17 protein-coding genes are annotated in these 25,539 nt (G+C 59.8%); 15 read left to right on the top strand and 2 right to left on the bottom strand.

Going from position 1 to position 25,539, the window contains the following annotated elements:
- Window positions 1-386 precede the first annotated feature (386 nt).
- From aceA to nuoN, 14 genes are all read left to right on the top strand, one after another.
- On the top strand, window positions 387-1,712 hold the full coding sequence (gene aceA / locus ACZZ0K_RS07410; protein ID WP_003223815.1) for an isocitrate lyase: 1,326 nt from the start codon (window positions 387-389) through the stop codon (window positions 1,710-1,712).
- 644 nt (window positions 1,713-2,356) lie between these two features.
- On the top strand, window positions 2,357-2,770 hold the full coding sequence (locus tag ACZZ0K_RS07405; protein ID WP_003223812.1) for an NADH-quinone oxidoreductase subunit A: 414 nt from the start codon (window positions 2,357-2,359) through the stop codon (window positions 2,768-2,770).
- Window positions 2,771-2,780: 10 nt separating this feature from the next.
- Complete coding sequence (locus ACZZ0K_RS07400) at window positions 2,781-3,455, top strand: NuoB/complex I 20 kDa subunit family protein (protein ID WP_016775278.1); 675 nt, start codon at window positions 2,781-2,783, stop codon at window positions 3,453-3,455.
- A gap of 69 nt (window positions 3,456-3,524) precedes the next feature.
- Window positions 3,525-5,309, top strand: coding sequence for an NADH-quinone oxidoreductase subunit C/D (gene nuoC / locus ACZZ0K_RS07395; protein WP_056788887.1), 1,785 nt, complete (start codon window positions 3,525-3,527; stop codon window positions 5,307-5,309).
- Window positions 5,310-5,311: 2 nt separating this feature from the next.
- On the top strand, window positions 5,312-5,809 hold the full coding sequence (nuoE, locus tag ACZZ0K_RS07390; protein WP_003223804.1) for an NADH-quinone oxidoreductase subunit NuoE: 498 nt from the start codon (window positions 5,312-5,314) through the stop codon (window positions 5,807-5,809).
- Entirely contained in the window at window positions 5,806-7,161 is a 1,356-nt protein-coding gene (gene nuoF, locus ACZZ0K_RS07385; protein WP_024013417.1) for an NADH-quinone oxidoreductase subunit NuoF, read from the top strand. The genes nuoE and nuoF overlap by 4 nt, the downstream gene beginning before the upstream one ends.
- Before the next feature lie 136 nt (window positions 7,162-7,297).
- Window positions 7,298-10,012, top strand: coding sequence for an NADH-quinone oxidoreductase subunit NuoG (gene nuoG, locus ACZZ0K_RS07380; protein ID WP_150741145.1), 2,715 nt, complete (start codon window positions 7,298-7,300; stop codon window positions 10,010-10,012).
- The gene (nuoH, locus tag ACZZ0K_RS07375) at window positions 10,009-11,016 is read left to right on the top strand and encodes an NADH-quinone oxidoreductase subunit NuoH (RefSeq protein WP_039763316.1); all 1,008 of its coding nucleotides are present in this window, start codon (window positions 10,009-10,011) and stop codon (window positions 11,014-11,016) included. The genes nuoG and nuoH overlap by 4 nt, the downstream gene beginning before the upstream one ends.
- 11 nt (window positions 11,017-11,027) lie before the next feature.
- Window positions 11,028-11,576: an NADH-quinone oxidoreductase subunit NuoI gene (gene nuoI / locus ACZZ0K_RS07370; protein ID WP_016775283.1), complete on the top strand. Its 549-nt coding sequence runs from the start codon at window positions 11,028-11,030 to the stop codon at window positions 11,574-11,576.
- Window positions 11,577-11,585: 9 nt separating this feature from the next.
- Entirely contained in the window at window positions 11,586-12,086 is a 501-nt protein-coding gene (nuoJ, locus tag ACZZ0K_RS07365; RefSeq protein ID WP_007951462.1) for an NADH-quinone oxidoreductase subunit J, read from the top strand.
- Between the two features lie 3 nt (window positions 12,087-12,089).
- Window positions 12,090-12,398, top strand: a complete 309-nt coding sequence (gene nuoK / locus ACZZ0K_RS07360; RefSeq protein ID WP_003180046.1) for an NADH-quinone oxidoreductase subunit NuoK — start codon at window positions 12,090-12,092, stop codon at window positions 12,396-12,398.
- Window positions 12,395-14,248 carry an NADH-quinone oxidoreductase subunit L gene (gene nuoL / locus ACZZ0K_RS07355; RefSeq protein WP_024013419.1) on the top strand — a complete coding sequence of 618 codons (1,854 nt, stop codon included), beginning with the start codon at window positions 12,395-12,397 and terminating at the stop codon, window positions 14,246-14,248. The genes nuoK and nuoL overlap by 4 nt, the downstream gene beginning before the upstream one ends.
- Before the next feature lie 39 nt (window positions 14,249-14,287).
- Entirely contained in the window at window positions 14,288-15,820 is a 1,533-nt protein-coding gene (nuoM, locus tag ACZZ0K_RS07350) for an NADH-quinone oxidoreductase subunit M (protein WP_016775285.1), read from the top strand.
- 7 nt (window positions 15,821-15,827) lie between these two features.
- Entirely contained in the window at window positions 15,828-17,291 is a 1,464-nt protein-coding gene (gene nuoN / locus ACZZ0K_RS07345; RefSeq protein ID WP_024013420.1) for an NADH-quinone oxidoreductase subunit NuoN, read from the top strand.
- Window positions 17,292-17,547: 256 nt separating this feature from the next.
- Here nuoN and ACZZ0K_RS07340 read toward each other — a convergent pair whose 3' ends face one another.
- Both ACZZ0K_RS07340 and ACZZ0K_RS07335 read right to left on the bottom strand, forming a co-directional pair.
- Window positions 17,548-21,516 carry a hypothetical protein gene (locus ACZZ0K_RS07340; protein ID WP_463559033.1) on the bottom strand — a complete coding sequence of 1,323 codons (3,969 nt, stop codon included), beginning with the start codon at window positions 21,514-21,516 and terminating at the stop codon, window positions 17,548-17,550.
- A gap of 15 nt (window positions 21,517-21,531) precedes the next feature.
- Window positions 21,532-21,834, bottom strand: a complete 303-nt coding sequence (locus tag ACZZ0K_RS07335; RefSeq protein WP_463559032.1) for a hypothetical protein — start codon at window positions 21,832-21,834, stop codon at window positions 21,532-21,534.
- A gap of 124 nt (window positions 21,835-21,958) precedes the next feature.
- Between ACZZ0K_RS07335 and ACZZ0K_RS07330 the strand changes: the two genes are divergently transcribed.
- On the top strand, window positions 21,959-25,537 hold the full coding sequence (locus ACZZ0K_RS07330; protein ID WP_252884468.1) for a Tc toxin subunit A: 3,579 nt from the start codon (window positions 21,959-21,961) through the stop codon (window positions 25,535-25,537).
- Window positions 25,538-25,539: the final 2 nt, after the last annotated feature.

Below are 25,539 nucleotides of genomic sequence, written 5' to 3'. Positions count from 1 at the left end.
GCGAAGGCATGATGGCCTCGCTCCCGCTAATCAGAGGCCCTGGCAAGGGCCTTCGAAGCGCCGTTCGCACCTATCCCGCGAACCGTTTCGTGTCTGTACCGCCCACAAGGTGTGTTTGACGAGGTTGCCGACTGGAACGAAGTTGTCCCGAGGGACGGAAGCGTATTTAGGTAACCCGGCTTCACGCTGCAGACCGTATAAAGGCCCACGACGCCGGAATGCGCCCGCACCGCGCCACTACCTGCTCACTTCCCCTCGAGCCCATCGTTCATCCCGTCGCCTACCCCGCCGAATCCGACTTGACCACCTAAGCTTCTGGTCAGCGAGCGCAGGAATTTTCCACCGCAGAACAACTTTTCATAAAAGACGCGACGAGGTTTATCTCCATGGCACTGACACGCGAACAGCAAATTGCAGCCCTCGAAAAAGACTGGGCCGAGAACCCGCGCTGGAAAGGCGTGACTCGCACTTACTCCGCTGCTGACGTGGTCCGCCTGCGTGGCTCGGTTCAGCCTGAGCACACCTTCGCGAAGATGGGCGCCGAGAAGCTGTGGAACCTGGTTACCCAGGGTGCCAAGCCGTCCTTCCGTCCAGAGAAAGATTTCGTCAACTGCATGGGCGCCCTGACCGGCGGCCAGGCTGTTCAGCAGGTCAAGGCCGGTATCCAGGCGATCTACCTGTCCGGCTGGCAGGTGGCTGCGGACAACAACTCCGCCGAATCGATGTACCCGGATCAGTCGCTGTACCCGGTTGACTCGGTACCGACCGTGGTCAAGCGCATCAACAACTCGTTCCGTCGTGCTGACCAGATCCAGTGGAAAGCCGGCAAGAATCCGGGCGATGAAGGCTACATCGACTACTTCGCGCCAATCGTGGCCGACGCTGAAGCCGGCTTCGGCGGCGTACTCAACGCCTACGAGCTGATGAAGAGCATGATCGAAGCAGGCGCCGCCGGCGTTCACTTCGAAGACCAACTGGCTTCGGTGAAGAAATGCGGCCACATGGGCGGCAAGGTTCTGGTGCCAACCCAGGAAGCCGTACAGAAGCTGACCGCTGCCCGTCTGGCAGCTGACGTTGCCGGCACGCCGACCATCATTCTGGCCCGCACCGACGCCAACGCGGCTGACCTGCTGACTTCCGACTGCGACCCGTACGATCAGCCATTCGTGACCGGCGAGCGTACTCAGGAAGGTTTCTACAAGGTACGTGCCGGCCTGGATCAAGCGATCGCCCGTGGCCTGGCTTACGCTCCGTACGCCGACCTGATCTGGTGCGAAACCGCCAAGCCGGATCTGGAAGAAGCCCGTCGCTTCGCTGAAGCAATCAAGAAGGAATACCCGGACCAGCTGCTGTCGTACAACTGCTCGCCTTCCTTCAACTGGAAGAAGAACCTGGACGACGCGACCATCGCCAAGTTCCAGCGCGAACTGTCCGCCATGGGCTACAAGCACCAGTTCATCACCCTGGCCGGCATTCACAACATGTGGCACAGCATGTTCAACCTGGCGCACGACTACGCCCGCAACGACATGACTGCCTACGTGAAACTGCAAGAGCAGGAATTCGCTGACGCCGCCAAGGGTTACACCTTCGTTGCGCACCAGCAGGAAGTGGGCACTGGCTACTTCGACGACATGACCACCGTGATCCAGGGCGGCTCGTCCTCGGTGACCGCGCTGACCGGTTCGACCGAAGAAGAACAGTTCCACTGATTCGGCTTCACCTGAGCAAACGGCCTTTGCGGATCGAATAAAAAGCTAACCGCAAAGCCGCAAGACTGACGCCCCGACTGGATCGGGGCGTTTTTTTGCCTGTTGGAATCTCAAAGCCCCCATAAATTTCCTGTGGGAGCGAGCCTGCTCGCGAAGGCGATAAGTCAGCTTGCACATCTGGAGGCTGATCCACCGCTTTCGCGAGCAGGCTCGCTCCCACGGGCTACCGTCAGCCGCGAGACGAAACATTGATCTGAAGCGCTACAAGCGTCAGAAATTTCCGTTAAAACGGTAGGCTTCGCTACTTGCAGTAACGCGCAAGTAAGACAACTTCCCAGCCACTCACTCATTAAACAGTTACAAAACCACGCCAAACGATATCAATTATCATTTAGCGGCAACTATGTTCGTTACAAAGCCTACAAAACATAATTGACGGAAACCCGGCTAATGCCCGCAACGCATGGGCCGCAGCGCCTTCAGGAGACGCTATGTCCTTAATCCGGTAAATAATTTCGCCTTTGGAATTTTACTTGCCGGGTGTTTAGCCATAAAATCAGCCCGATTGATTGCTGCGACATATCGTCACTGCCTTATTTCTTATCAAGCTCAGAGACCTTTGCTCTCTGTTAAGGATTACCAGCATGCCCGAAGCGACAGGACTCATGGCCCACAACTGGGGCTTTGCCATTTTCCTTCTGGGTGTCGTCGGCCTGTGTGCCTTCATGCTTGGCGTCTCCAGCCTCCTCGGGTCAAAAGCCTGGGGTCGCAGCAAAAACGAACCGTTCGAGTCGGGCATGCTACCTACCGGTGGCGCCCGCTTGCGGCTCTCAGCCAAATTCTATCTGGTCGCGATGCTGTTCGTGATCTTCGATATCGAAGCCCTCTTTCTCTTTGCATGGTCTGTGTCCGTCCGCGAAAGCGGCTGGACCGGATTCGTCGAAGCTCTCGTTTTCATAGCAATTCTGTTGGCAGGTCTTGTCTACCTGTTCCGAGTGGGCGCCCTTGACTGGGCTCCGGAAGCTCGTCGCAAGCGGCAGGCGAAGCTGAAACAATGAGGCTTTGGCAATGCAATACAATCTCACCAGGATCGACCCCGATGCTCCTAACGAGCAGTATCCGATTGGCCAGCGGGAAACCGTTGCCGATCCGTTAGAAGATCAAGTTCACAAAAACATTTTCATGGGCAAGCTGGAAGACGTGCTGAGCGGCGCGGTCAACTGGGGACGTAAGAACTCCCTGTGGCCGTACAACTTCGGCCTGTCGTGCTGCTACGTGGAAATGACCACCGCCTTCACGGCGCCCCACGACATCGCGCGCTTTGGCGCCGAAGTCATCCGGGCCTCGCCGCGTCAGGCCGACTTCATGGTTATCGCCGGTACCTGCTTCATCAAGATGGCGCCGATCATTCAGCGTCTCTACGAGCAAATGCTCGAACCGAAATGGGTTATCTCCATGGGTTCGTGCGCCAACTCCGGCGGCATGTACGACATCTACTCCGTGGTTCAAGGGGTGGACAAGTTCTTGCCCGTGGACGTCTACGTACCTGGCTGCCCGCCCCGTCCGGAAGCATTTCTGCAAGGCTTGATGCTGTTGCAGGAATCGATTGGACAGGAGCGTCGTCCGCTTTCCTGGGTCGTTGGTGATCAAGGCGTGTATCGCGCCGACATGCCATCGCAGAAGGAACAGCGCCGCGAACAGCGAATCGCAGTCACCAATCTGCGCAGCCCTGACGAAGTCTGATCCAGTTCTGTTCCAAGTAACGAGAAGCTGGCTTCATTCTTTACGTTGACCGAAAGCGAAAAAATAACCATGACTACAGGCAGTGCTCTGTACATCCCGCCTTACAAGGCAGACGACCAGGATGTGGTCGTCGAACTGAACAACCGTTTTGGCGCCGAAGCGTTCACCGCGCAGGCAACCCGCACCGGCATGCCGGTGCTGTGGGTGGCCCGTGCCAGACTGGTTGAAGTCCTGACTTTCCTGCGCAACCTGCCCAAGCCGTACGTCATGCTCTATGACCTGCACGGCGTGGACGAGCGTCTGCGCACCAAGCGTCAAGGGCTGCCGACCGGCGCCGATTTCACCGTGTTCTATCACCTCATGTCGCTGGAGCGTAATAGTGACGTGATGATCAAGGTGGCCTTGTCCGAAGGCGACCTCAGCATGCCTTCCGTCACCAGCATCTGGCCCAACGCCAACTGGTACGAGCGCGAAGTCTGGGACATGTTCGGCATCGACTTCAAAGGCCACCCGCACCTGTCGCGCATCATGATGCCGCCGACCTGGGAAGGTCACCCGCTGCGCAAGGACTTCCCGGCGCGCGCCACCGAATTCGATCCGTTCAGCCTCAACCTCGCCAAACAGCAGCTGGAAGAGGAAGCCGCGCGCTTCCGTCCGGAAGACTGGGGCATGAAGCGTTCCGGTGCCAACGAGGACTACATGTTCCTCAACCTCGGCCCGAACCACCCTTCGGCGCACGGTGCGTTCCGCATCATCCTGCAGCTGGACGGTGAAGAGATCGTCGACTGCGTCCCGGACATCGGATACCACCACCGTGGCGCCGAGAAGATGGGCGAGCGTCAGTCCTGGCACAGCTACATTCCGTACACCGACCGTATCGACTACCTCGGCGGCGTGATGAACAACCTGCCGTACGTGCTCTCGGTCGAGAAGCTCGCCGGCATCAAAGTGCCGCAGAAGGTCGATGTCATCCGCATCATGATGGCCGAATTCTTCCGGATCACCAGCCACCTGCTGTTCCTCGGTACCTACATCCAGGACGTCGGCGCCATGACCCCGGTGTTCTTCACTTTCACCGACCGCCAGAAGGCGTACACGGTGATCGAGGCGATCACCGGTTTCCGTCTGCACCCGGCCTGGTACCGCATCGGTGGCGTCGCCCACGACCTGCCGCGCGGCTGGGAAAAACTGGTCAAGGATTTCGTCGAGTGGATGCCCAAGCGTCTGGACGAATACACCAAGGCCGCCCTGCAGAACAGCATCCTCAAGGGGCGTACTGTCGGCGTCGCTGCCTACAACACCAAAGAGGCCCTGGAATGGGGCGTCACCGGTGCCGGCCTGCGTTCGACCGGTTGCGATTTCGACCTGCGCAAAGCGCGTCCGTACTCGGGCTACGAGAACTTTGAATTCGAAGTGCCACTGGCCGTCAACGGCGATGCCTATGACCGCTGCATGGTCCGCGTCGAAGAGATGCGCCAGAGCATCAAGATCATCGATCAATGCATGCGCAACATGCCGGAAGGCCCGTACAAGGCGGATCACCCGCTGACCACGCCGCCGCCGAAAGAGCGCACGCTGCAGCACATCGAAACCCTGATCACGCACTTCCTGCAGGTTTCGTGGGGCCCGGTCATGCCGGCCAACGAATCCTTCCAGATGATCGAAGCGACCAAGGGCATCAACAGTTATTACCTGACGAGCGACGGCGGCACCATGAGCTACCGTACCCGGATCCGTACTCCGAGCTTCCCGCATCTGCAACAGATCCCTTCGGTGATCAAAGGCAGCATGGTCGCGGACTTGATTGCGTACCTGGGTAGTATCGACTTCGTTATGGCCGACGTGGACCGCTAAGCATGAACAGCACGCTTATCCAGACAGACCGTTTCACCTTGAGTGAAACCGAGCGCTCGGCCATCGAGCACGAGCTGCATCACTACGAAGACCCGCGCGCGGCGTCGATCGAAGCCCTGAAGATCGTTCAGAAGGAACGCGGCTGGGTGCCGGATGGCGCCCTCTACGCGATCGGCGAGATCCTCGGCATCCCGGCCAGCGACGTTGAAGGCGTGGCGACGTTCTACAGCCAGATCTTCCGTCAGCCGGTCGGCCGCCACATCATTCGCGTCTGCGACAGCATGGTCTGCTACATCGGCGGCCACGAGTCGGTGGTCAGCGAAATCCAGAACAATCTGGGCATCGGCCTGGGTCAGACCACCGCCGACGGTCGTTTCACCCTGCTGCCTGTCTGCTGCCTCGGCAACTGCGACAAGGCACCGGCGCTGATGATCGACGACGACACCTTTGGCGACGTGCAGCCTGCTGGCGTGGCCAAACTGCTCGAGGGCTACGTATGACCCTGACATCTTTTGGTCCAGCCAACCGCATCCAGCGTTCGGCCGAGACACACCCGCTGACCTGGCGTCTGCGCGATGACGGCGAAGCCGTGTGGCTTGACGAGTACCAGGCCAAGAACGGTTACGCCGCTGCACGCAAAGCCTTCGCCGAGATGGATCAGGACGCCATCGTCCAGACCGTCAAAGACGCTGGCCTCAAGGGTCGCGGCGGTGCCGGCTTCCCCACTGGCGTGAAGTGGGGCCTGATGCCCAAGGACGAATCCATCAACATCCGCTACCTGCTGTGCAACGCGGATGAAATGGAGCCGAACACCTGGAAAGACCGCATGCTGATGGAGCAACTGCCCCATCTGCTGATCGAAGGCATGCTGATCAGTGCCCGCGCGCTGAAAACCTACCGTGGCTACATCTTCCTGCGCGGCGAATACACCACCGCCGCCAAGCACCTCAACCGTGCCGTGGAAGAAGCCAAGGCGGCCGGCCTGCTGGGCAAGAACATTCTCGGTTCGGGTTTCGATTTCGAGCTGTTCGTCCACACCGGCGCCGGGCGTTACATCTGCGGTGAAGAAACCGCACTGATCAACTCCCTCGAAGGCCGCCGCGCCAACCCGCGCTCCAAGCCGCCCTTCCCTGCCGCCGTCGGCGTGTGGGGCAAGCCGACCTGCGTGAACAACGTCGAAACCCTGTGCAACGTGCCGGCGATCATTGCCGACGGCGTTGACTGGTACAAATCGTTGGCCCGCGAAGGTTCCGAAGACATGGGCACCAAGCTCATGGGCTTCTCCGGCAAGGTCAAGAACCCGGGCCTGTGGGAACTGCCATTCGGCGTCACCGGTCGTGAACTGTTCGAAGATTACGCCGGCGGCATGCGCGACGGCTTCAAGCTCAAGGCCTGGCAGCCAGGCGGCGCCGGTACCGGTTTCCTCCTGCCCGAGCACCTCGACGCACAAATGTATGCCGGCGGTATAGCCAAGGTCGGCACCCGGATGGGTACCGGTCTGGCGATGGCGGTGGATGACAGCGTCAACATGGTCTCGCTGCTGCGCAACATGGAGCAGTTCTTCGCTCGCGAATCCTGCGGTTTCTGCACCCCGTGCCGCGATGGTCTGCCATGGAGCGTCAAGCTCCTGATGGCCATCGAACAGGGCAAGGGCCAGCCGGGCGACATCGAGACCCTGCTGGGTCTGGTCGGTTTCCTCGGCCCGGGCAAGACCTTCTGTGCTCACGCACCGGGTGCCGTGGAGCCGCTGGGCAGCGCCATCAAATACTTCCGTCCAGAGTTCGAAGCCGGTATTGCGCCTGTCAGCGCCGCCGTCCCGCCTCTGGCAAGGCCGATCGTAGTCGGCGCTTAAACGCTTAAAAAGGCGAAGGGTCCGTGCCCTTCGCCTTTCGTCCGATGACGCCCTCCGGGGCTGTTTGGATTCGGACGCATAACAAGATTCCATTAGCCACGCCCGCTGACACCGGGCCAACGAAGACCTTTGAACCATGGCCACTATCCACGTAGACGGCAAAGCGCTCGAAGTCGACGGGGCAGACAACCTGTTACAGGCATGTCTGTCGCTGGGCCTCGACATTCCATATTTCTGCTGGCATCCCGCGCTTGGTAGCGTCGGGGCCTGCCGCCAGTGCGCGGTCAAGCAGTACACCGACGAGAACGACACCCGTGGTCGCATCGTCATGTCCTGCATGACGCCCGCCACCGACAACACCTGGATCTCCATCGACGATGAAGAATCCAAGGCGTTCCGCGCCAGCGTTGTCGAATGGCTGATGACCAACCACCCGCACGACTGCCCGGTGTGCGAGGAAGGCGGTCACTGCCACCTGCAAGACATGACAGTGATGACCGGCCACAACGAGCGCCGTTATCGCTTCAGCAAACGCACCCACCAGAACCAGCAACTCGGCCCGTTCATTTCCCACGAAATGAACCGCTGCATCGCCTGCTACCGCTGCGTGCGTTTCTACAAGGACTACGCTGGCGGCACTGACCTCGGTGTGTTCGGCGCCCACGACAACGTGTACTTCGGTCGCGTTGAAGACGGCACCCTCGAGAGCGAGTTCTCCGGCAACCTCACCGAGGTCTGCCCGACCGGTGTGTTCACCGACAAGACTCACTCCGAGCGCTACAACCGCAAGTGGGACATGCAGTTCGCCCCGAGCATCTGCCATGGCTGCTCGAGCGGTTGCAACATTTCCCCGGGCGAGCGTTACGGTGAACTGCGTCGCATCGAAAACCGTTTCAACGGTTCGGTGAACCAGTATTTCCTCTGCGACCGTGGCCGTTTCGGTTATGGCTACGTCAACCGCACCGACCGCCCACGTCAGCCGCTGCTGGCCGATGGCACCAAGCTCAGCCTCGACGCTGCGCTGGACAAAGCCGCCGACCTGCTGCGCGGACGCAACATCGTCGGCATCGGTTCGCCGCGCGCCAGCCTCGAGAGCAACTACGCGTTGCGCGAACTGGTAGGCGCCGAGCACTTCTATTCGGGTATCGAAGCCTCCGAGCTGGAGCGCATTCGTCTGGTCCTTCAGGTGCTGAACGACAGCCCGCTGCCAGTGCCGAACATGCGCGATATCGAAGACCACGACGCGATTTTCGTCCTCGGTGAAGACCTGACCCAGACCGCTGCGCGCATGGCGCTGGCTCTGCGTCAGTCGGTCAAGGGCAAGGCTGAAGACATGGCCGAAGCCATGCGCGTCCAGCCTTGGCTCGACGCGGCGGTGAAGAACATCGGTCAGCACGCGCTGAACCCGCTGTTTATCGCCAGCCTCGCCGAAACCAAGCTCGACGACGTTGCCGAAGAATGCGTACACGCAGCTCCCGACGACCTGGCACGCATCGGTTTCGCCGTGGCTCACGCGCTGGATGCCAGCGCGCCGGCCGTTGAAGGTCTGGACACCGAAGCCCTGGAACTGGCGCAGCGTATCGCCGATGCCCTGCTCGCCGCCAAGCGTCCGCTGATCATCGCCGGTACTTCGCTGGGCTCCAAAGCCTTGATCGAAGCCGCCGCGAACATCGCCAAGGCCCTGAAGCTGCGCGAGAAGAACGGTTCGATCAGCCTGATCGTGCCGGAGGCCAACAGCCTCGGTCTGGCCATGCTCGGTGGCGAGTCGGTCGACGACGCGCTGCAAGCGGTCATCGATGGCAAGGCCGACGCGATCGTCGTGCTGGAAAACGATCTGTACACCCGCACCGCCAAAGCCAAGGTCGATGCCGCATTGAACGCCGCGAAAGTGGTGATCGTTGCCGACCATCAGAAAACCGCCACCACCGATCGCGCGCACCTGGTTCTGCCAGCGGCGAGCTTCGCCGAGGGCGACGGTACGCTGGTCAGCCAGGAAGGCCGCGCCCAGCGCTTCTTCCAGGTTTTCGATCCGCAATACATGGACGCGAGCATTCTGGTGCACGAAGGCTGGCGCTGGCTGCACGCCCTGCGCGCGACCCTGCTGAACCAGCCGATCGACTGGACGCAACTCGACCACGTCACCGCTGCCGTTGCCTCGAGCACCGCGCAACTGGCACGTATCGTCGATGCTGCACCTTCCGCTGCGTTCCGCATCAAGGGTCTGAAACTGGCCCGTGAGCCGCTGCGTTACTCCGGTCGCACCGCGATGCGCGCCGACATCAGCGTTCACGAACCACGCACCCCGCAAGACCAGGACACCGCGTTCGCCTTCTCCATGGAAGGTTACTCGGGCTCCGCCGAACCGCGTCAGCAGGTGCCATTCGCCTGGTCGCCGGGCTGGAACTCGCCACAAGCGTGGAACAAGTTCCAGGACGAAGTCGGTGGTCATCTGCGCGCTGGCGATCCGGGCACGCGCCTGATCGAAAGCACTGGCGACTCGCTGAACTGGTTCGCTGCTGCTCCGCGCGCATTCAATCCGGCGCCGGGCACTTGGCAGGCCGTGCCGTTCTATCACCTGTTCGGCAGCGAAGAAAATTCTTCGAAAGCCGCGCCGGTGCAAGAGCGCATTCCGGCTCCGTACGTGGCTCTGGCGAAATCCGAAGCGGATCGCCTCGGCGTCAACGACGGTGCTCTGCTGAGCCTGAACGTTGCCGGCCAGACCCTGCGTCTGCCGCTGCGCATCAATGAAGAACTGGGCGCCGGTCTGGTGGCATTGCCTGCGGGCATCGCCGGCATTCCACCGGCATTCGCCGGCGTATCCGTCGACGGTCTGCAGGAGGCAGCGCAATGACCTGGTTCACCCCTGAAGTGATCGATGTGATCCTGACGGTCATCAAAGCCATCGTGATCCTGCTGGCCGTGGTGGTCGCGGGCGCCTTGCTCAGCTTTGTCGAACGTCGCCTGCTGGGCTGGTGGCAGGACCGTTACGGTCCGAACCGCGTTGGCCCGTTCGGCATGTTCCAGATCGCCGCCGACATGCTGAAGATGTTCTTCAAGGAAGACTGGACCCCGCCGTTTGCCGACAAGGTGATCTTCACTTTGGCGCCGGTGGTGGCCATGTCCGCCCTGCTGATCGCCTTCGCGATCATCCCGATCACCCCGACCTGGGGCGTGGCGGATCTGAACATCGGCCTGCTGTTCTTCTTCGCCATGGCCGGTCTGTCGGTGTACGCGGTGCTGTTCGCCGGCTGGTCGAGCAACAACAAGTTCGCCCTGCTCGGCAGCTTGCGTGCCTCGGCGCAGACCGTGTCCTACGAAGTGTTCATGGGCCTGGCCCTGATGGGCATCGTGGTGCAGGTCGGCTCGTTCAACATGCGCGACATCGTCGAGTACCAGGCGCAGAACCTGTGGTTCATCATTCCGCAGTTCTTCGGCTTCTGTACCTTCTTCATCGCTGGCGTCGCCGTGACTCACCGTCACCCGTTCGACCAGCCGGAAGCGGAACAGGAACTGGCCGACGGTTACCACATTGAATACGCCGGTATGAAATGGGGCATGTTCTTCGTCGGTGAATACATCGGCATCATCCTGATCTCGGCGCTGCTGGTCACCCTGTTCTTCGGTGGCTGGCACGGTCCGTTCGGCATCCTGCCGCAACTGTCCTTCGTCTGGTTCGCACTGAAGACCGCGTTCTTCATCATGCTGTTCATCCTGCTGCGCGCTTCCATCCCGCGTCCGCGTTATGACCAGGTGATGGATTTCAGCTGGAAATTCTGCCTGCCACTGACCCTGATCAATTTGCTGGTGACCGCTGCGGTTGTGTTGTTGAACACGCCTGCGGTTGCGGTTCAGTGAGGATTTGACCCATGTTCAAATATATTGGCGACATCGTTAAGGGTACCGGTACCCAGTTGCGCAGCCTGGTCATGGTCTTCGGCCATGGCTTTCGCAAACGCGACACCCTGCAATACCCCGAAGAGCAGGTCTATCTGCCGCCGCGCTACCGTGGCCGCATCGTCCTGACCCGCGACCCCGATGGCGAAGAACGCTGCGTAGCCTGCAACCTGTGCGCCGTGGCCTGCCCGGTGGGTTGCATCTCGCTGCAGAAAGCTGAAACCGAAGACGGTCGCTGGTACCCGGACTTCTTCCGGATCAACTTCTCGCGCTGCATTTTCTGCGGTCTCTGCGAGGAAGCCTGCCCGACCACCGCGATCCAGCTGACCCCGGATTTCGAGATGGCCGAGTTCAAACGTCAGGACCTGGTGTACGAGAAAGAAGATCTGCTGATCTCCGGCCCCGGCAAAAACCCTGATTACAACTTCTATCGTGTTGCAGGTATGGCAATCGCTGGCAAGCCGAAAGGCGCTGCGCAGAACGAAGCCGAACCGATCAACGTGAAGAGCTTGCTGCCTTAAGGAAGAACGATGGAATTCGCTTTCTATTTCGCATCGGGTATTGCTGTGGTGTCCACGCTGCGTGTGGTCACCAACACCAACCCTGTGCACGCCCTGCTCTACCTGATCATCTCGTTGATTGCCGTGGCCATGACATTCTTCGCCCTCGGCGCGCCGTTCGCCGGTGTGCTGGAAGTGATCGCCTACGCCGGTGCCATCATGGTGCTGTTCGTGTTCGTGGTGATGATGCTCAACCTGGGTCCCGCCTCGGTGCAGCAGGAACGCACCTGGCTCAAGCCCGGCATCTGGGCAGGACCGGTGATCCTCGCCGCGCTGCTGCTGGCCGAACTGCTGTATGTGCTGTTCGCTCACCAGAGCGGCCAGGCCATCGGCCACACCACCGTAGACGCGAAAGCCGTGGGCATCAGCCTGTTCGGCCCGTACCTGCTGGTGGTCGAACTCGCCTCGATGCTGCTGCTCGCCGCAGCCGTCACGGCGTTCCATTTGGGCCGTAACGAGGCGAAGGAGTAAGACATGCCTGCTATCCCTCTCGAACATGGTTTAGCCGTCGCCGGCATCCTGTTCTGCCTTGGTCTGGTCGGCCTGATGGTCCGCCGCAACATTTTGTTCGTGTTGATGAGTCTGGAAGTGATGATGAATGCCTCTGCCCTGGCCTTCATCGTTGCGGGCGCCCGCTGGGCGCAGCCGGATGGACAGATCATGTTCATCCTGGTGATCAGCCTTGCAGCGGCCGAGGCCAGTATTGGCCTGGCGATCCTGCTGCAACTGTATCGCCGCTTCCACACGCTCGATATCGACGCTGCCAGTGAGATGCGCGGATGAACCTACTCTTTCTGACTTTCGTATTCCCTCTGATCGGGTTCCTGTTGCTGTCGTTCTCGCGCGGCCGCTTCTCGGAAAACCTCTCGGCGCTGATCGGTGTCGGTTCGATCGGCCTGTCGGCCATCGTCACCGCTTACGTGATCTGGCAATTCAACGTCGCGCCGCCGGAAGGTGGCGTGTACACCCAGGTGCTGTGGCGCTGGATGTCGGTGGAAGGTTTCCAGCCGAACTTCGCGCTGTACCTGGATGGCCTGTCGGTGACCATGCTCGGCGTGGTCGTCGGCGTCGGCTTCCTGATCCACCTGTTCGCGTCCTGGTACATGCGTGGCGAAGACGGTTACTCGCGCTTCTTCTCGTACACCAACCTGTTCATCGCCAGCATGCTGTTCCTGATCCTCGGCGATAACCTGCTGTTCATCTACTTCGGCTGGGAAGGCGTGGGCCTGTGCTCGTACCTGTTGATCGGTTTCTACTACAGCAACCGCAACAACGGTAACGCGGCACTCAAGGCATTCATCGTCACCCGCATCGGCGACGTGTTCATGGCCATCGGCCTGTTCATCCTGTTCCAGCAACTGGGCACGTTGAACGTCCAGGAACTGCTGGTGCGTGCGCCTGAGCACTTCAAGGTCGGTGACTTCTGGATCGTTCTGGCAACCCTGATGCTGCTCGGTGGTGCTGTCGGTAAATCGGCGCAACTGCCGCTGCAAACCTGGCTCGCGGATGCGATGGCCGGCCCAACCCCGGTTTCGGCACTGATCCACGCCGCAACCATGGTCACCGCCGGTGTCTACCTGATCGCCCGTACCCATGGTCTGTTCGCCTTGGCGCCGGACATCCTGCACCTCGTCGGCATCGTCGGTGGCGTGACCCTGGTACTGGCCGGTTTCGCCGCGCTGGTGCAGACCGACATCAAACGTATCCTCGCCTACTCGACCATGAGCCAGATCGGCTACATGTTCCTGGCGCTGGGCGTTGGCGCCTGGGAAGGCGCGATCTTCCATCTGATGACCCACGCCTTCTTCAAGGCCCTGCTGTTCCTTGCTTCCGGTGCGGTGATCGTTGCCTGCCACCACGAGCAGAACATCTTCAAAATGGGCGGTCTGTGGAAGAAACTGCCATTGGCCTACGCCAGCTTCATCGTCGGTGGTGCCGCGCTGGCCGCTCTGCCACTGGTTACCGCTGGCTTCTACTCCAAGGACGAAATCCTCTGGGAAGCGTTCGCCAGCGGCAACCAGGGTCTGCTCTACGCAGGTCTGGTCGGTGCGTTCATGACGTCGCTGTATACCTTCCGCCTGATCTTCATCGCGTTCCATGGTGAAGCCAAGACCGAAGCCCACGCCGGCCACGGCATTGCCCACTGGCTGCCGCTGTCGGTACTGATCGTGCTGTCGACTTTCGTCGGCGCGATGATCGTGCCACCGCTGCACGGCGTACTGCCGCAAAGCGTCGGCCATGCCGGTGGCGAAGCCAAGCACAGTCTGGAAATCGCCTCGGGCGCCATCGCCCTGGCCGGTATCCTGCTGGCAGCGCTGCTGTTCCTTGGCAAGCGTCGCTTCGTCACGGCGATCGCCAACAGCGGCATCGGCCGTTTCCTTTCGGCCTGGTGGTTCGCTGCCTGGGGCTTCGACTGGATCTACGACAAACTGTTCGTCAAGCCGTACCTTGCGATCAGCCATGTACTGCGCAAAGACCCGCTCGACCAGACCATCGGTCTGATCCCGCGTATGGCCAAGGGTGGTCACACTGCCCTGAGCCGCACCGAGACCGGTCAACTGCGTTGGTACGCCGCCTCGATGGCTGCTGGTGCCGTGCTGGTGATCGGCGCCATCGTGCTGGTAGCGGTCTGATATGAACCTTGCGAATTTGCGAAAGGAAACGAGCCCGTCATGATTCTGCCTTGGCTAATCCTGATCCCCTTCATCGGCGGCCTGCTGTGCTGGATGGGTGAGCGCTTCGGCGCTACCCTCCCGCGCTGGATTGCGCTGTTGACCATGACCCTGGAACTCGCGCTCGGCCTCTGGCTGTGGGCCCACGGTGACTATTCATTCGCACCGGCGCCGGGCGCCGATCCGACCTGGGCGCTTGAGTTCAAGCATGTCTGGATCCAGCGTTTCGGCATCAACGTGCACCTGGCCCTCGACGGCCTGTCGCTGTTGATGATCCTGCTGACCGGTCTGCTGGGTATCCTCTCGGTACTTTGCTCGTGGAAAGAGATTCAACGTCATGTTGGCTTCTTCCACCTCAACCTGATGTGGATCCTGGGCGGCGTCGTCGGCGTGTTCCTCGCCCTCGACCTGTTCATGTTCTTCTTCTTCTGGGAAATGATGCTGGTGCCGATGTACTTCCTCATCGCGCTCTGGGGTCACAGTTCTTCGGACGGCAAGAAAACCCGGATCTACGCAGCGACCAAGTTCTTCATCTTCACTCAGGCGTCCGGCCTGATCATGCTGGTGGCGATCCTCGGTCTGGTGCTGGTCAACTTCAACAACACCGGCGTGATCACCTTCAACTACGCCGACCTGTTGAAAACCAAGATGTCGATGACCACCGAGTACATTCTGATGCTCGGCTTCTTCATCGCTTTCGCGGTCAAGCTGCCCGTCGTACCGTTCCACTCCTGGCTGCCTGATGCTCACGCCCAGGCACCGACTGCCGGTTCCGTCGACCTCGCCGGTATCCTGCTGAAAACTGCGGCCTACGGTCTGCTGCGTTTCGCCCTGCCGCTGTTCCCGAACGCTTCGGCGGAGTTCGCGCCGATCGCCATGACCCTCGGTCTGATCGGGATCTTCTACGGCGCGTTCCTCGCGTTCGCACAAACCGACATCAAGCGTCTGATTGCCTTCTCTTCCGTTTCCCACATGGGCTTCGTGTTGATCGGCATCTACTCCGGCAGCCAACTGGCGCTGCAAGGTGCAGTGATCCAGATGCTGGCGCACGGTCTGTCGGCAGCGGCGCTGTTTATCCTCAGCGGTCAGTTGTACGAGCGTCTGCATACGCGTGACATGCGTGAGATGGGCGGTCTGTGGTCGCGTATCGCTTACCTGCCGGCCATCAGCCTGTTCTTCGCGGCGGCGTCGCTGGGCTTGCCGGGTACCGGTAACTTTGTTGGCGAGTTCCTGATCCTGATCGGTTCCTTCGCCAGCGCTCCATGGGTCACGGCGATTGCCACTTCCGGTCTGGTGTTCGGTTCGGTCTACTCGCTGATCATGATCCACCGTGCCTACTTCGGCCCGTCGAAATCCGACGCGGTGCTGCACGGCATGGACGCGCGCGAACTGATCATGGTGCTCGGTCTGGCGGTGTTGCTGATTTACCTCGGCGTCTACCCGCAACCGTTCCTCGACACCTCTGCCGCCACCATGCATGGCGTGCAGCAGTGGCTCGGCACCGCCTTCTCTCAACTCGCTTCGGCCCGGTAAGAGCGCTATGGAATTCACGATTCAACACTTTATTGCGCTTGCGCCACTGTTGATCACCAGCCTCACCATTATCGTGGTGATGCTGGCAATCGCCTGGCGCCGCAACCACTCGCAGACCTTCCTGATTTCGGTGGCGGGTCTGAACCTGGCCCTGCTGTCGATCCTGCCTGCGTTGAAAGTCGCGCCTCTGGCCGTGACCCCGTTGCTGCAGATCGACGCGTTTGCCTGTCTGTACATGGCGATGATCCTGGTCGCCACGCTCGCCTGCGTCACCCTCGCCCACGCTTATCTGGGTGATGGCGGTTCGGGCTACCCGGGCAACCGCGAAGAACTGTACCTGCTGATCCTGATGGCCGCCGCCGGTGGTCTGGTTTTGGTCAGCGCGCAGCACCTGGCCGGGTTGTTCATCGGTCTGGAACTGCTCTCGGTACCGGTCTACGGTCTGGTGGCTTACGCCTTCTTCAACAAGCGTTCGCTGGAAGCCGGCATCAAGTACATGGTGCTGTCGGCCGCCGGTTCCGCGTTCCTGCTGTTCGGTATGGCGCTGCTCTACGCCGACGCCGGTTCGCTGAGCTTCGTCGGCATCGGTCAGGCCCTGGCCGCGACCGGCCTGCCAAGCCCGCTGGCGCAACTGGGCCTGGGCATGATGCTGATCGGTCTGGCGTTCAAGCTGTCGCTGGTACCGTTCCACCTGTGGACGCCGGACGTCTACGAAGGTGCTCCGGCACCGGTGGCGGCGTTCCTCGCCACCGCTTCGAAGGTGGCGGTGTTTGCGGTGATGGTGCGTCTGTTCCAGCTCTCCCCTGCTGCCAGCAGTGGTGTGCTGAGCGATGTGCTGAGCGTTATCGCGGTCGCCTCGATCCTGTTCGGTAACCTGCTGGCCCTGACCCAGAGCAACCTCAAGCGTCTGCTCGGTTACTCGTCGATTGCGCACTTCGGCTATCTGCTGATCGCGCTGGTGGCGAGCAAGGGTCTGGCGGTGGAAGCCATCGGCGTCTATCTGGTGACTTATGTCATCACCAGCCTCGGCGCGTTCGGCGTGATCACCCTGATGTCCTCGCCGTACAACGGCCGCGACGCCGACGCCCTGTACGAGTACCGCGGCCTGTTCTGGCGCCGTCCGTACCTGACCGCCGTGCTCACCGTGATGATGCTGTCCCTGGCCGGCATTCCGCTGACCGCTGGCTTCATCGGCAAGTTCTACATCATCGCCAGCGGCGTCGAAACGCGTCAGTGGTGGCTGGTCGGCGCACTGGTACTGGGCAGCGCCATCGGGGTGTTCTACTACCTGCGCGTGATGGTCACCCTGTACCTGATCGAGCCAAACCTGCGTCGCCACGACGCCCAGCTGCACTGGGAACAGAAAGCAGGCGGCGTGATGCTGCTGGCCATCGCCCTGGTCGCATTCTTCCTGGGCGTGTACCCGCAGCCATTGCTGGTGCTGGTACAACAGGCGGGTCTGGCGGGCTGATTGCTCGGCTGATCTGGCTGGAAATGAAAACGGCACCTTCGCAGGTGCCGTTTTTTTGCTCCGGGATTTTTTGCGCAGCAACAACCCGTGACAAGTACCGCGCCGCACTCTAGTTGCCGACGCTTGCCCAGCCATTACTTTCCATAGCGGTTACGAATGGTCAAACTCGCAAACTCTCCGTCGTAGTAGCTGATAAATATCCAGCCATCGCGAGCAGTAAAATTCTCCACGGTTGGCTTGCCAGTCACCGCGACAGTCACGGGCACTCCCCCGCCGGCAGTCCCGTGAAAGTGGAAACCGCGCGAATGCCATATCTCCAGTACGCGGCCGAACCTCCCATTTGTTGAGGGCCGAATTTTTCAGATACTTCAGCACTGTTATGCGCCAGCGACATGGGCAACTCCAGCGAACTGAATTCCAGCGCCGGCACCTTCAACCAGACTGCGAAATCGCCGGCACTGGTACTGTCGACGCAGTTCAGCAACCAGCTCACCCCGTCCTCGCCGAGCGTTTGCGGGATGCTCGGACTCAAGGTCACGCCTAGATCGGCCGCTTGCGCACTCAACTCCAGAACCACGTCCTGGCCGAGCAAAAAACTGCTGTCCTGGGGTCGCAAAGTCAATGTATGCGTGGCCCCAAGGCAGGGGTACGCCGGGGCACCACCGAACACCTGGGGGAACCCATCCAGATCAAACCTCACGGCGTCAGCCAAATCCCCCGCTTCCACTCGCCCGGGTAGCTCCCAGTCGGGCAGTATCGAACTGGCCAGACTCAAACCATAAAAACCACTGTTCGCCTCTTCGGTAGAAATATACCAATGGATTGACGATCCTTTGTTTATAGTCAGCGGCGTGCCCAGATCAGGGTTGAAAGTCAGGCCTCGTTCCTTCGCGCCCCAGAAGTTCTGCAAAGTGACGGTAGAGCCAATCAAAACACTGTCGTCGGCAATCTTCAGCTCCAGCTTATAGGGCAGGTTTTTTCTCAACAGCACGAGTTCGCTTGCAGGGTCGACGCGCTCACCGTCCAGATAAAGCTCTGCTGCCTGCGCCCAGACATCGTCCAGTACGGCATTCACTTCATAGAGTTCGGTCAAAATCACACCGGCGTTATCCTGAGTGACGTCCGCCAGAATTTCATGCTTGCCGACTGTCTCAGGTGTATAGCGATAACTGGTCCAGCCGTTGACGTCGGTCTGCGTTGTCGCCAGCAATTCCTCCTCGCCATTGACGCGCCACTTCACCTCCACGCCAGCCGCTACCTCCCCGCTGACACCGGAGATGACCTGGATTCGCAACAGCACGCTCTGCTCGGTGCCCACCACCGGTGTACCGATGGCGGGTGTAGCGTCGCCAATGGCATACCGCGATTCGCTGACCTTGAAGGAGCGAGCCTCAGTCCAGTCGGACCAGTCGCCGTCGAATGTCTGCCGGGCCTGCACGGCGTAGTCTCCGAGGGGCCACGCTTTTTCTGCGGTCCAATTCCACCGGGTTGAACCGTCGACGATGGCAAACTCTTCCTTGGGATCAAGCGCATGACGCAGGACAATCTCACCTCCCGTTGCTCCTGTGCCTCGAATCCTCGGATAGCGTGATGTTTCGGAGTTCGCCCGTGGCGCTTCGATCGATGGAGTTGACGGGGCAGCCTTGACCGTAAACCGATGCGGCGCGCTCCAATCCGAATCAGTCCCACCGCTGGCCTGTTTAGCCTCAAGGACAATGGTGCCTGGATCCAACGGTTCCACCACTGTGAATGTCAGGATCCCGTCTGCACCCGCTGTCTCTTCGTGCAACGTCGCGCCGTTCTCAAAGCGAACGGTTTGCAGCGCGCCTGGCAGGCCGGCGATCTTGAGGGTGGGATACCTTGAGGTTATGCCTCCCGCCTGTGGCTGCCGGAATTGAGGGGCGTCGGGCCTGTCCTCCCCTTCCACGGTGAAAGTGCACAAGTCACTGGGGTCAGAGTCCACGCCGCCTGCTGTCTGGATGACGTAGACGGAGTTTTCGCCGGACGTCCAGTCCTCCGCCGGTGTGAAGAGGCGGTTGGCCCCACTGCCGGTGAATTTGCCAGCCACCGGTGCACCTCCCTCGGTGGACATTTGCACCGTGACGATACCTGCCACGACGCCGGTAATAGTCAGTGTCTGTCTTGCTGAGGCTGGGCGGGGCGGCGGTGTGATGGCTGGTCTGGATGGCTTCGCTGAGAAGACGATGAGATCGCTCGGATCCGAACTCACCAAACTCAGGACTTGAACGACCTTTACCTGATTAGTGCCTGGAGCCCAGTCCGAAGCTGGCATAAAAGTACGTGTGCTTCCGCTGCCAGTGAAATCGCCAGCCACCGGCGCGTCTTTCTCTGTGGTCAGCCGTAGCGTGACGTTACCTGCTACGACGCCAGTAATGGTCAACGCCTGATTCGGCAGAGTCGGATCAGGCGGTAGAGTGATGGCCGGTCTGGATGGCTTCACTATGATTGAAACAACATCGCTCCAATATGAAGGAACGCCCCCAACGATTTGAAGGACCTTGACATAGGTCGCGCCTGTAGCCCATTCCAGGGTTGGCGTAAAAATAAAGGTGCCGCCGCCAGTGAAATGACCAGCCACCGGTTCACCTTCCTGGGTGGACATTTGCAGCGTGACGTTACCTATCACGACGCCGGTAATAGTCAGTCTCTGTTTTGGTGAAGTCGGGATGGGCGGCCTTTCAATAGCAGGTCTGTATGGCCTCACTCCAATGGAAACAATTTCGCTCGGATCCGAGGCCACGCCGCCTACAGTTTGGACGACCTTGACTCTGGAGCCAGCCGCCCAGTCCGAAGCTGGCATAAAAGTACGCGTGCTTCCACTGCCAGTGAAAGCGCCCGCCACCGGTGCGCCTGCCTCGGTGGACATTTGAAGCGTAACGTTACCTGTCACGACGCCGGTGATGGTCAGCGCCTGTCTGATCTCGGATGGGCTGGGTGGCGGTGTAATGGATGGTCTGGGTGGCTTCACTACGATGGAAACGAGATCGCTCGGATCCGAAGCCACGCCGCCTACGGATTGAGTAGCCTTGACCCGGCCTGCAATCCAGTCGGCTGTTGGAGTGAAATTGCGTGTGTTGCCGCTGCCGCTGAAAGTGCCAGCCACCGGTGCGCCTGCCTCGGTGGATATTTGCAGCGTGACGTTTCCTGCGACGACGCCAGTAATGATGAGTATCTGTCTTGCCGGCCCCGGATTGAGCGGCGGTGTAATGGATGGTCTGGATGGCTTGACTGCGATGGATACAAGATGGCTCGGATCAGAAGCCACACCCTCTACGGTTTGAACTACCTTGACCCGGGTGGTGCCTGCATCCCATCTCCAGGTCGGCGTAAAGGTGCGTAAGGTGCCACCGCCCATGAAACTTCCTTCCACCGGTGCGCCTTCCTCGGTAGACATTTGCATCGGAACGTTGCCTGCCACGACGCCGGTTATCTCCAGGGTCTGCATGGGCGAGGCCGGGCTGGGCGGCGGTGTGATGGCTGGGCTGGATGGCTTAACTGGAATAGAAACAAGATCGCTCGGATCCGAAGCCACTCCATCCAAGAATTGAACGACCTTGACCCGAATGCCTGCAACCCAGTCCGAGGTTGGCGTAAAAGCGCGCGTTGCACCACTGCCAGTGAAACCGCCAGCAACCGGTGCGCCCGCTTCAGTGTACATTTGCAGCGTGACGTCACCTGTCACGACGCCGGTAATGGTCAGTATCTGTCTTGCTGAGGCAGGCTTGGGTGGCGCAGGTATGGCGGGACTGGATGGCTTCACTGCAAGGGAAACAGGATCGCTCGGGTCTGAAGCCAAGCCATCTACGGTTTGAACGACCTTGATCCACGTGAGGCCTGCTGCCCAGTTCGCGCTTGGCGTAAAAATGCGCGTACTGCCACTGCCAGTGAAACTGCCAGCCACCGGTGCGCCTGCATCGGTGGACATTTGCAGCGTGACGTTGCCTGCGACGACGCCGGTAATAGTCAGCGCCTGTTTGACCGCCGCCGGGTAAGGCGGCGTGTTGATGGTCGGTCTGGGCGGTTTGGGTTGCGGCACATACAAATTGTGACATTCAGCCCATTCACTCCAGACCCAGACCTGCTTGTACCTGACTTTGAAATTGAAGTACGCACCAAAGCGATCAAAAGACGTATCAGGTACCCAATGCTCCAGCTTTGCCCACTCATCTTCTGAACCATGATGGTCATTGCTTCTCCCCAGCATTCAATTTTCCAACTATCAGTGACTCCTCCAGGAGATAGAGCGACGATATTGAACCCGCCTGGCGAGACTGTAGAGTTGCTTAAAGGTGACAAAATCAAAGGCGCCGGCCACAGGCCATTCGGTTGCAGCTTGTTCTCGTCGTCCATATCCATCGCTCCCGTTATCCCGGCGCAATTGCCGATCTTCAGACGCGATTCTTGATGTCGGGCATCCCTTGCGCCTACCTGTCAACTCTGACAGTTCTGACGAACGGTCACGCTTGAGCATGGAAAAATCGGCATTTCCAAACTGCATAACAGCAATCAGATTGATTTCCATAAGGCCTAAAAAACTGTTGAAAACCTGTCAGGTTTGACAGGTTACCCAAGTTCATTTTGTCGTTACTTTGTTCCTGCCCAGGCATTTTTCCAATGCCTCCCCTTCTGGCAGGAGATCCAAAGTCATGGCCGACACCCCCTCCCTGATGAATGCCCTCATCAGTTCCGACGCCAGATTGAAGAAAGACCGCAGCGACTTCCCCACCGCCATGCAGCAAATGGGCTTCACGTCAGTTTTCGACATCGTCCGTTTATCCAAAGCAGCGTTCGCTCGCCAGCTCGCCCTTCACAGCGACGCCAACGCCGATGTGGCTTATGACAATGCGATGAAGTATGCGGCGCTCATTTCGCGCCTGTATCGGGAATACCAGACCTCTTCCGGCGCGTTGCAGCAACTGGCTCAACGCAGTGGTGTGAGCTCGCTGGTTTCGCTGGGCGCTACCTATCAACGCATGTTCAATGAAAACTGGGACGAGTTCACCAAGGTCGGAGCCATTGCCGCCAACGATAGTCCGGTGGCCTACCTGACTGAACTGCGGAGATTTTCCCTGCAACTGGAAGCCACCAGTGAGGATCCCAAGCGACTGTTGATGGATCAACGCCGTCCTGACCTCAAGGACCTGTTGATCAGCCAGGAGAGCACCTTCACACCGAGACCAATGCTGGAAATTGTCACGCAGGTATTGGAAAGTCATCTGCGCACCTATCTGGATGGCAATCTTCCCGACAAAAGCAAATCCACCTATCAGGTACTGGCCGAACGGAGCTACCCCTTCGAACTGCCCTACAACTTCTATCATCACCAATGCCAACTTGGGCTCGCTGATAATAAGCCGCGTCTGGGCGAGTTGAATTACCGGGCCAGTCTGTTGCTACCGATCAAACAGGTGGCAATCAATGACTATGGGCAATTGCAGCAACCGGCGCTACAGGCACAACGGTTGCTGTGCGGGTTGAGCCCACAACAACAGCAATTGCTGCTCGCCCCCCCGGTGTTCAGCCATTTTTATCTGACCCGCAGCAATCTCATCAACGGCTGGCAAAACCCTCTCACTGCCTACCTGCGGCCACATACCACACCAAGCAGATGTTACTTGCTCCTGTCCGGGCAGCCCGACGACGTGGTCGCGACTCCGTTGGCGGACGCACCAACGAATCAAGGCGGCTCCAAAACCGTTGTCTCACTGACCTTTCGTAAAGACGACAAGACCGTGCCTGCCAGTATCGATCTGAGCTCTAACGTGCCGGACCTCACAGGGACTGGCTGGCTGATAAATCGTCTGCACGCTGCGATAGATAAACCCATCGTTGTGCATTTCCAGGCTGCCACCCTTCCCACGCCGACCGAGCAGGAATACACAGCCAGATTCGATCTGATCACCGCCACCGGGACCGTGGAGCAACCGGTTCGTCTGGCCAGACAGCGCTTCGCCTTTACGCTCGATGACCAGTACCGCCTGACGACGACAGAAAAGAACTTTTTCAAAGGCGCCTACGGTGTCGAAGTCACCAGCGATGCGCCTGTGCAGCAATTGACCCTGTTGACCGACTTCATGCAGCACACTGGCCTCACCGCTGAACAGGTCGAGCAACTTGTGGCCCGCCGCAGCTTTGCAGTGCGATTGTCGCCCAATTGTCCATACCTGCAGCCGACCCCGAACAGGATTGACCTGCTGACCGGGTCTTTTCCAAATCACTACGGTGCCTGCTACGTCAATGGCATCGGTCCCGGTGCTGAACTGTCCGACAACGCGCCGGAAACGGCCCCGGAAACAGACCTGAGCGATGAGTCAGACCACGCCATAGGACTGGAGCGGATAGCGTCGGGTGACAACACACAATGGCGTCTGACCAAAACCTCACTTGATCGTCTCGATCGTCTTCAGCGGATGATCCGCCTGCAACGCTGGAGCGGCATTCCTTTCGCCAGGCTCGACACGTTGATCTGCAGTGCCATGCGCGCCGAGGGCGAATCAAACCTGGGCATGGAACTCAACGCAAACACCCTGCGTGCGCTGGGCGTCTATCGCTACCTGAACCAGCGCTACAGCATCGAACCTGAAGAGTTCGCGGCGCTGCTGCACGACCTCAGCCCCTATGCCAGCGGCAAGGACGCGGTGCCGTTGTTCGATCAAGTGTTCAACCATGTGCAACTGTTCGACACACCGCTGATTCTTGATCAAACACCCATCGATTTGACCACCCTCGATGCCGCGACGCAGAAAACCCTGCTGCAACTCTGTGCCGGGCTCGGTGTGCAACCCACCGAAGACTCTTTGCTGTTGATTGCCCGTCAGACCGAAAAGCACGTGGGCGCGCTCAAGCGTGACTTGCCTACCGTTTCCTCGTTGTACCGCCAGGCGCGGATAGCCCGGTTGTTCGGTCACTCGGTCGAAGAACTGCTGGCGTTGGCGGGACTTCTCGGAGGCTCGTCTTACAAAACCGCACTGGCCAGCGGCCGCTTGAGTGCAACGACCGCGGAGGCGAATCCGGACATCCTCGATGTGCTGATGCAACTGGATTGGGCCTTCGCCTGGCTCAAAGACAGTCAGCAGACCGTGACGCAGGTATTGCAACGCCTGGGCATCGATGCCCCGCCAAATCCCGAAGAGCAGGAAAATGATCAGCAGATCAGATTGGCCGAGCAAGCTCCCCTGCCCGATGAGTTGCGGGCGCGTCTGACCACGCTGCAGAGCGATACGCGCCGCAGCCTGGCGACCGAGGCGCAAGTCAATGCGCTGGGTCTGCCACTGCAAGAGGATGGCAAACGCAAGCGAGGAGAAATCAACTGGTTTCAGTTGCTGATCGAACACCATCTGATCACTGCTGACGGCCTGCTGTCTGGCCTTGATCGCACACTGACCCTGACAGATGAACCCGTTGCCTGGTTACAGGCCGATGTCGCGCAAGCGCTCAAAGGTCTAGGGCTGGCCCAACCTGTCAAAGATGCTTGCGCAGACAGACTCGTCAAGTTCCTGCTCGATGTGCATGACCGTCAGGCCCAGTTGCTCGAAGGGCTTTTCCAAGAAACCGCGAAACTTGCGCCGGATTGCTGCCGGGCGGTCATTCACTGGGCGTGGGCCACGCCCTATAGCATTTTGCAGCAAGCACTCAAGACCCCGCTGCCCCAAGCGTTGATCGAGGATTATCAACGGGTGGCTCGCCACGCCGAGATCGTCAGAGAGCTGCGTTTGAGCAATAGCGCTCTGCGCCTGTTTGCAATCAATCCGATGTGGCTGGGTGGCGCGGCATACGAGGAAGGCAGTAACAGCATGCCTTCGCTTTCCGATCTCTATCTGCTTGAACGCTTCAGTCATTGGTTCCACAGCCAGAGCCAGTCCGAAGACCATGTCCTGAGTTATTTCAGCTGCGCCAATCCAGCCAAGGCCCAATTGAAAAACAAGGCCCTGCGCCAGCTCGCCAGCGAAACGGCCGATGCTGCCCTTGCTCGTTTGCTGAACTGGCCGCAGGCGCAAGTTGCCGAGCTGACCAGCTCGCTCCCCGATAAACGCGCCACCTCGATGGCTCAAGTCGACTGGGTCCGTCGTTGCCAGGCCGCTTGTCAGGCCAGCGGCTTGGCCGCCAAAACCCTATTGCAAGCCACCGCGCTGGGCGAACAAAGCGATCTGCTGGCCTGGAAAGCCGTCGGTGAGGGAGTCATGGCCGCCCACTCTAACGCCGCCCCATCACGTGACAATGGTTGAGG

The sequence above is a fragment of the Pseudomonas sp. AC255 genome, from assembly GCF_979258175.1.
The sequence above is the reverse complement of the archived record's forward strand: the minus strand, read 5'-3'. Positions and strand labels throughout refer to the sequence as shown.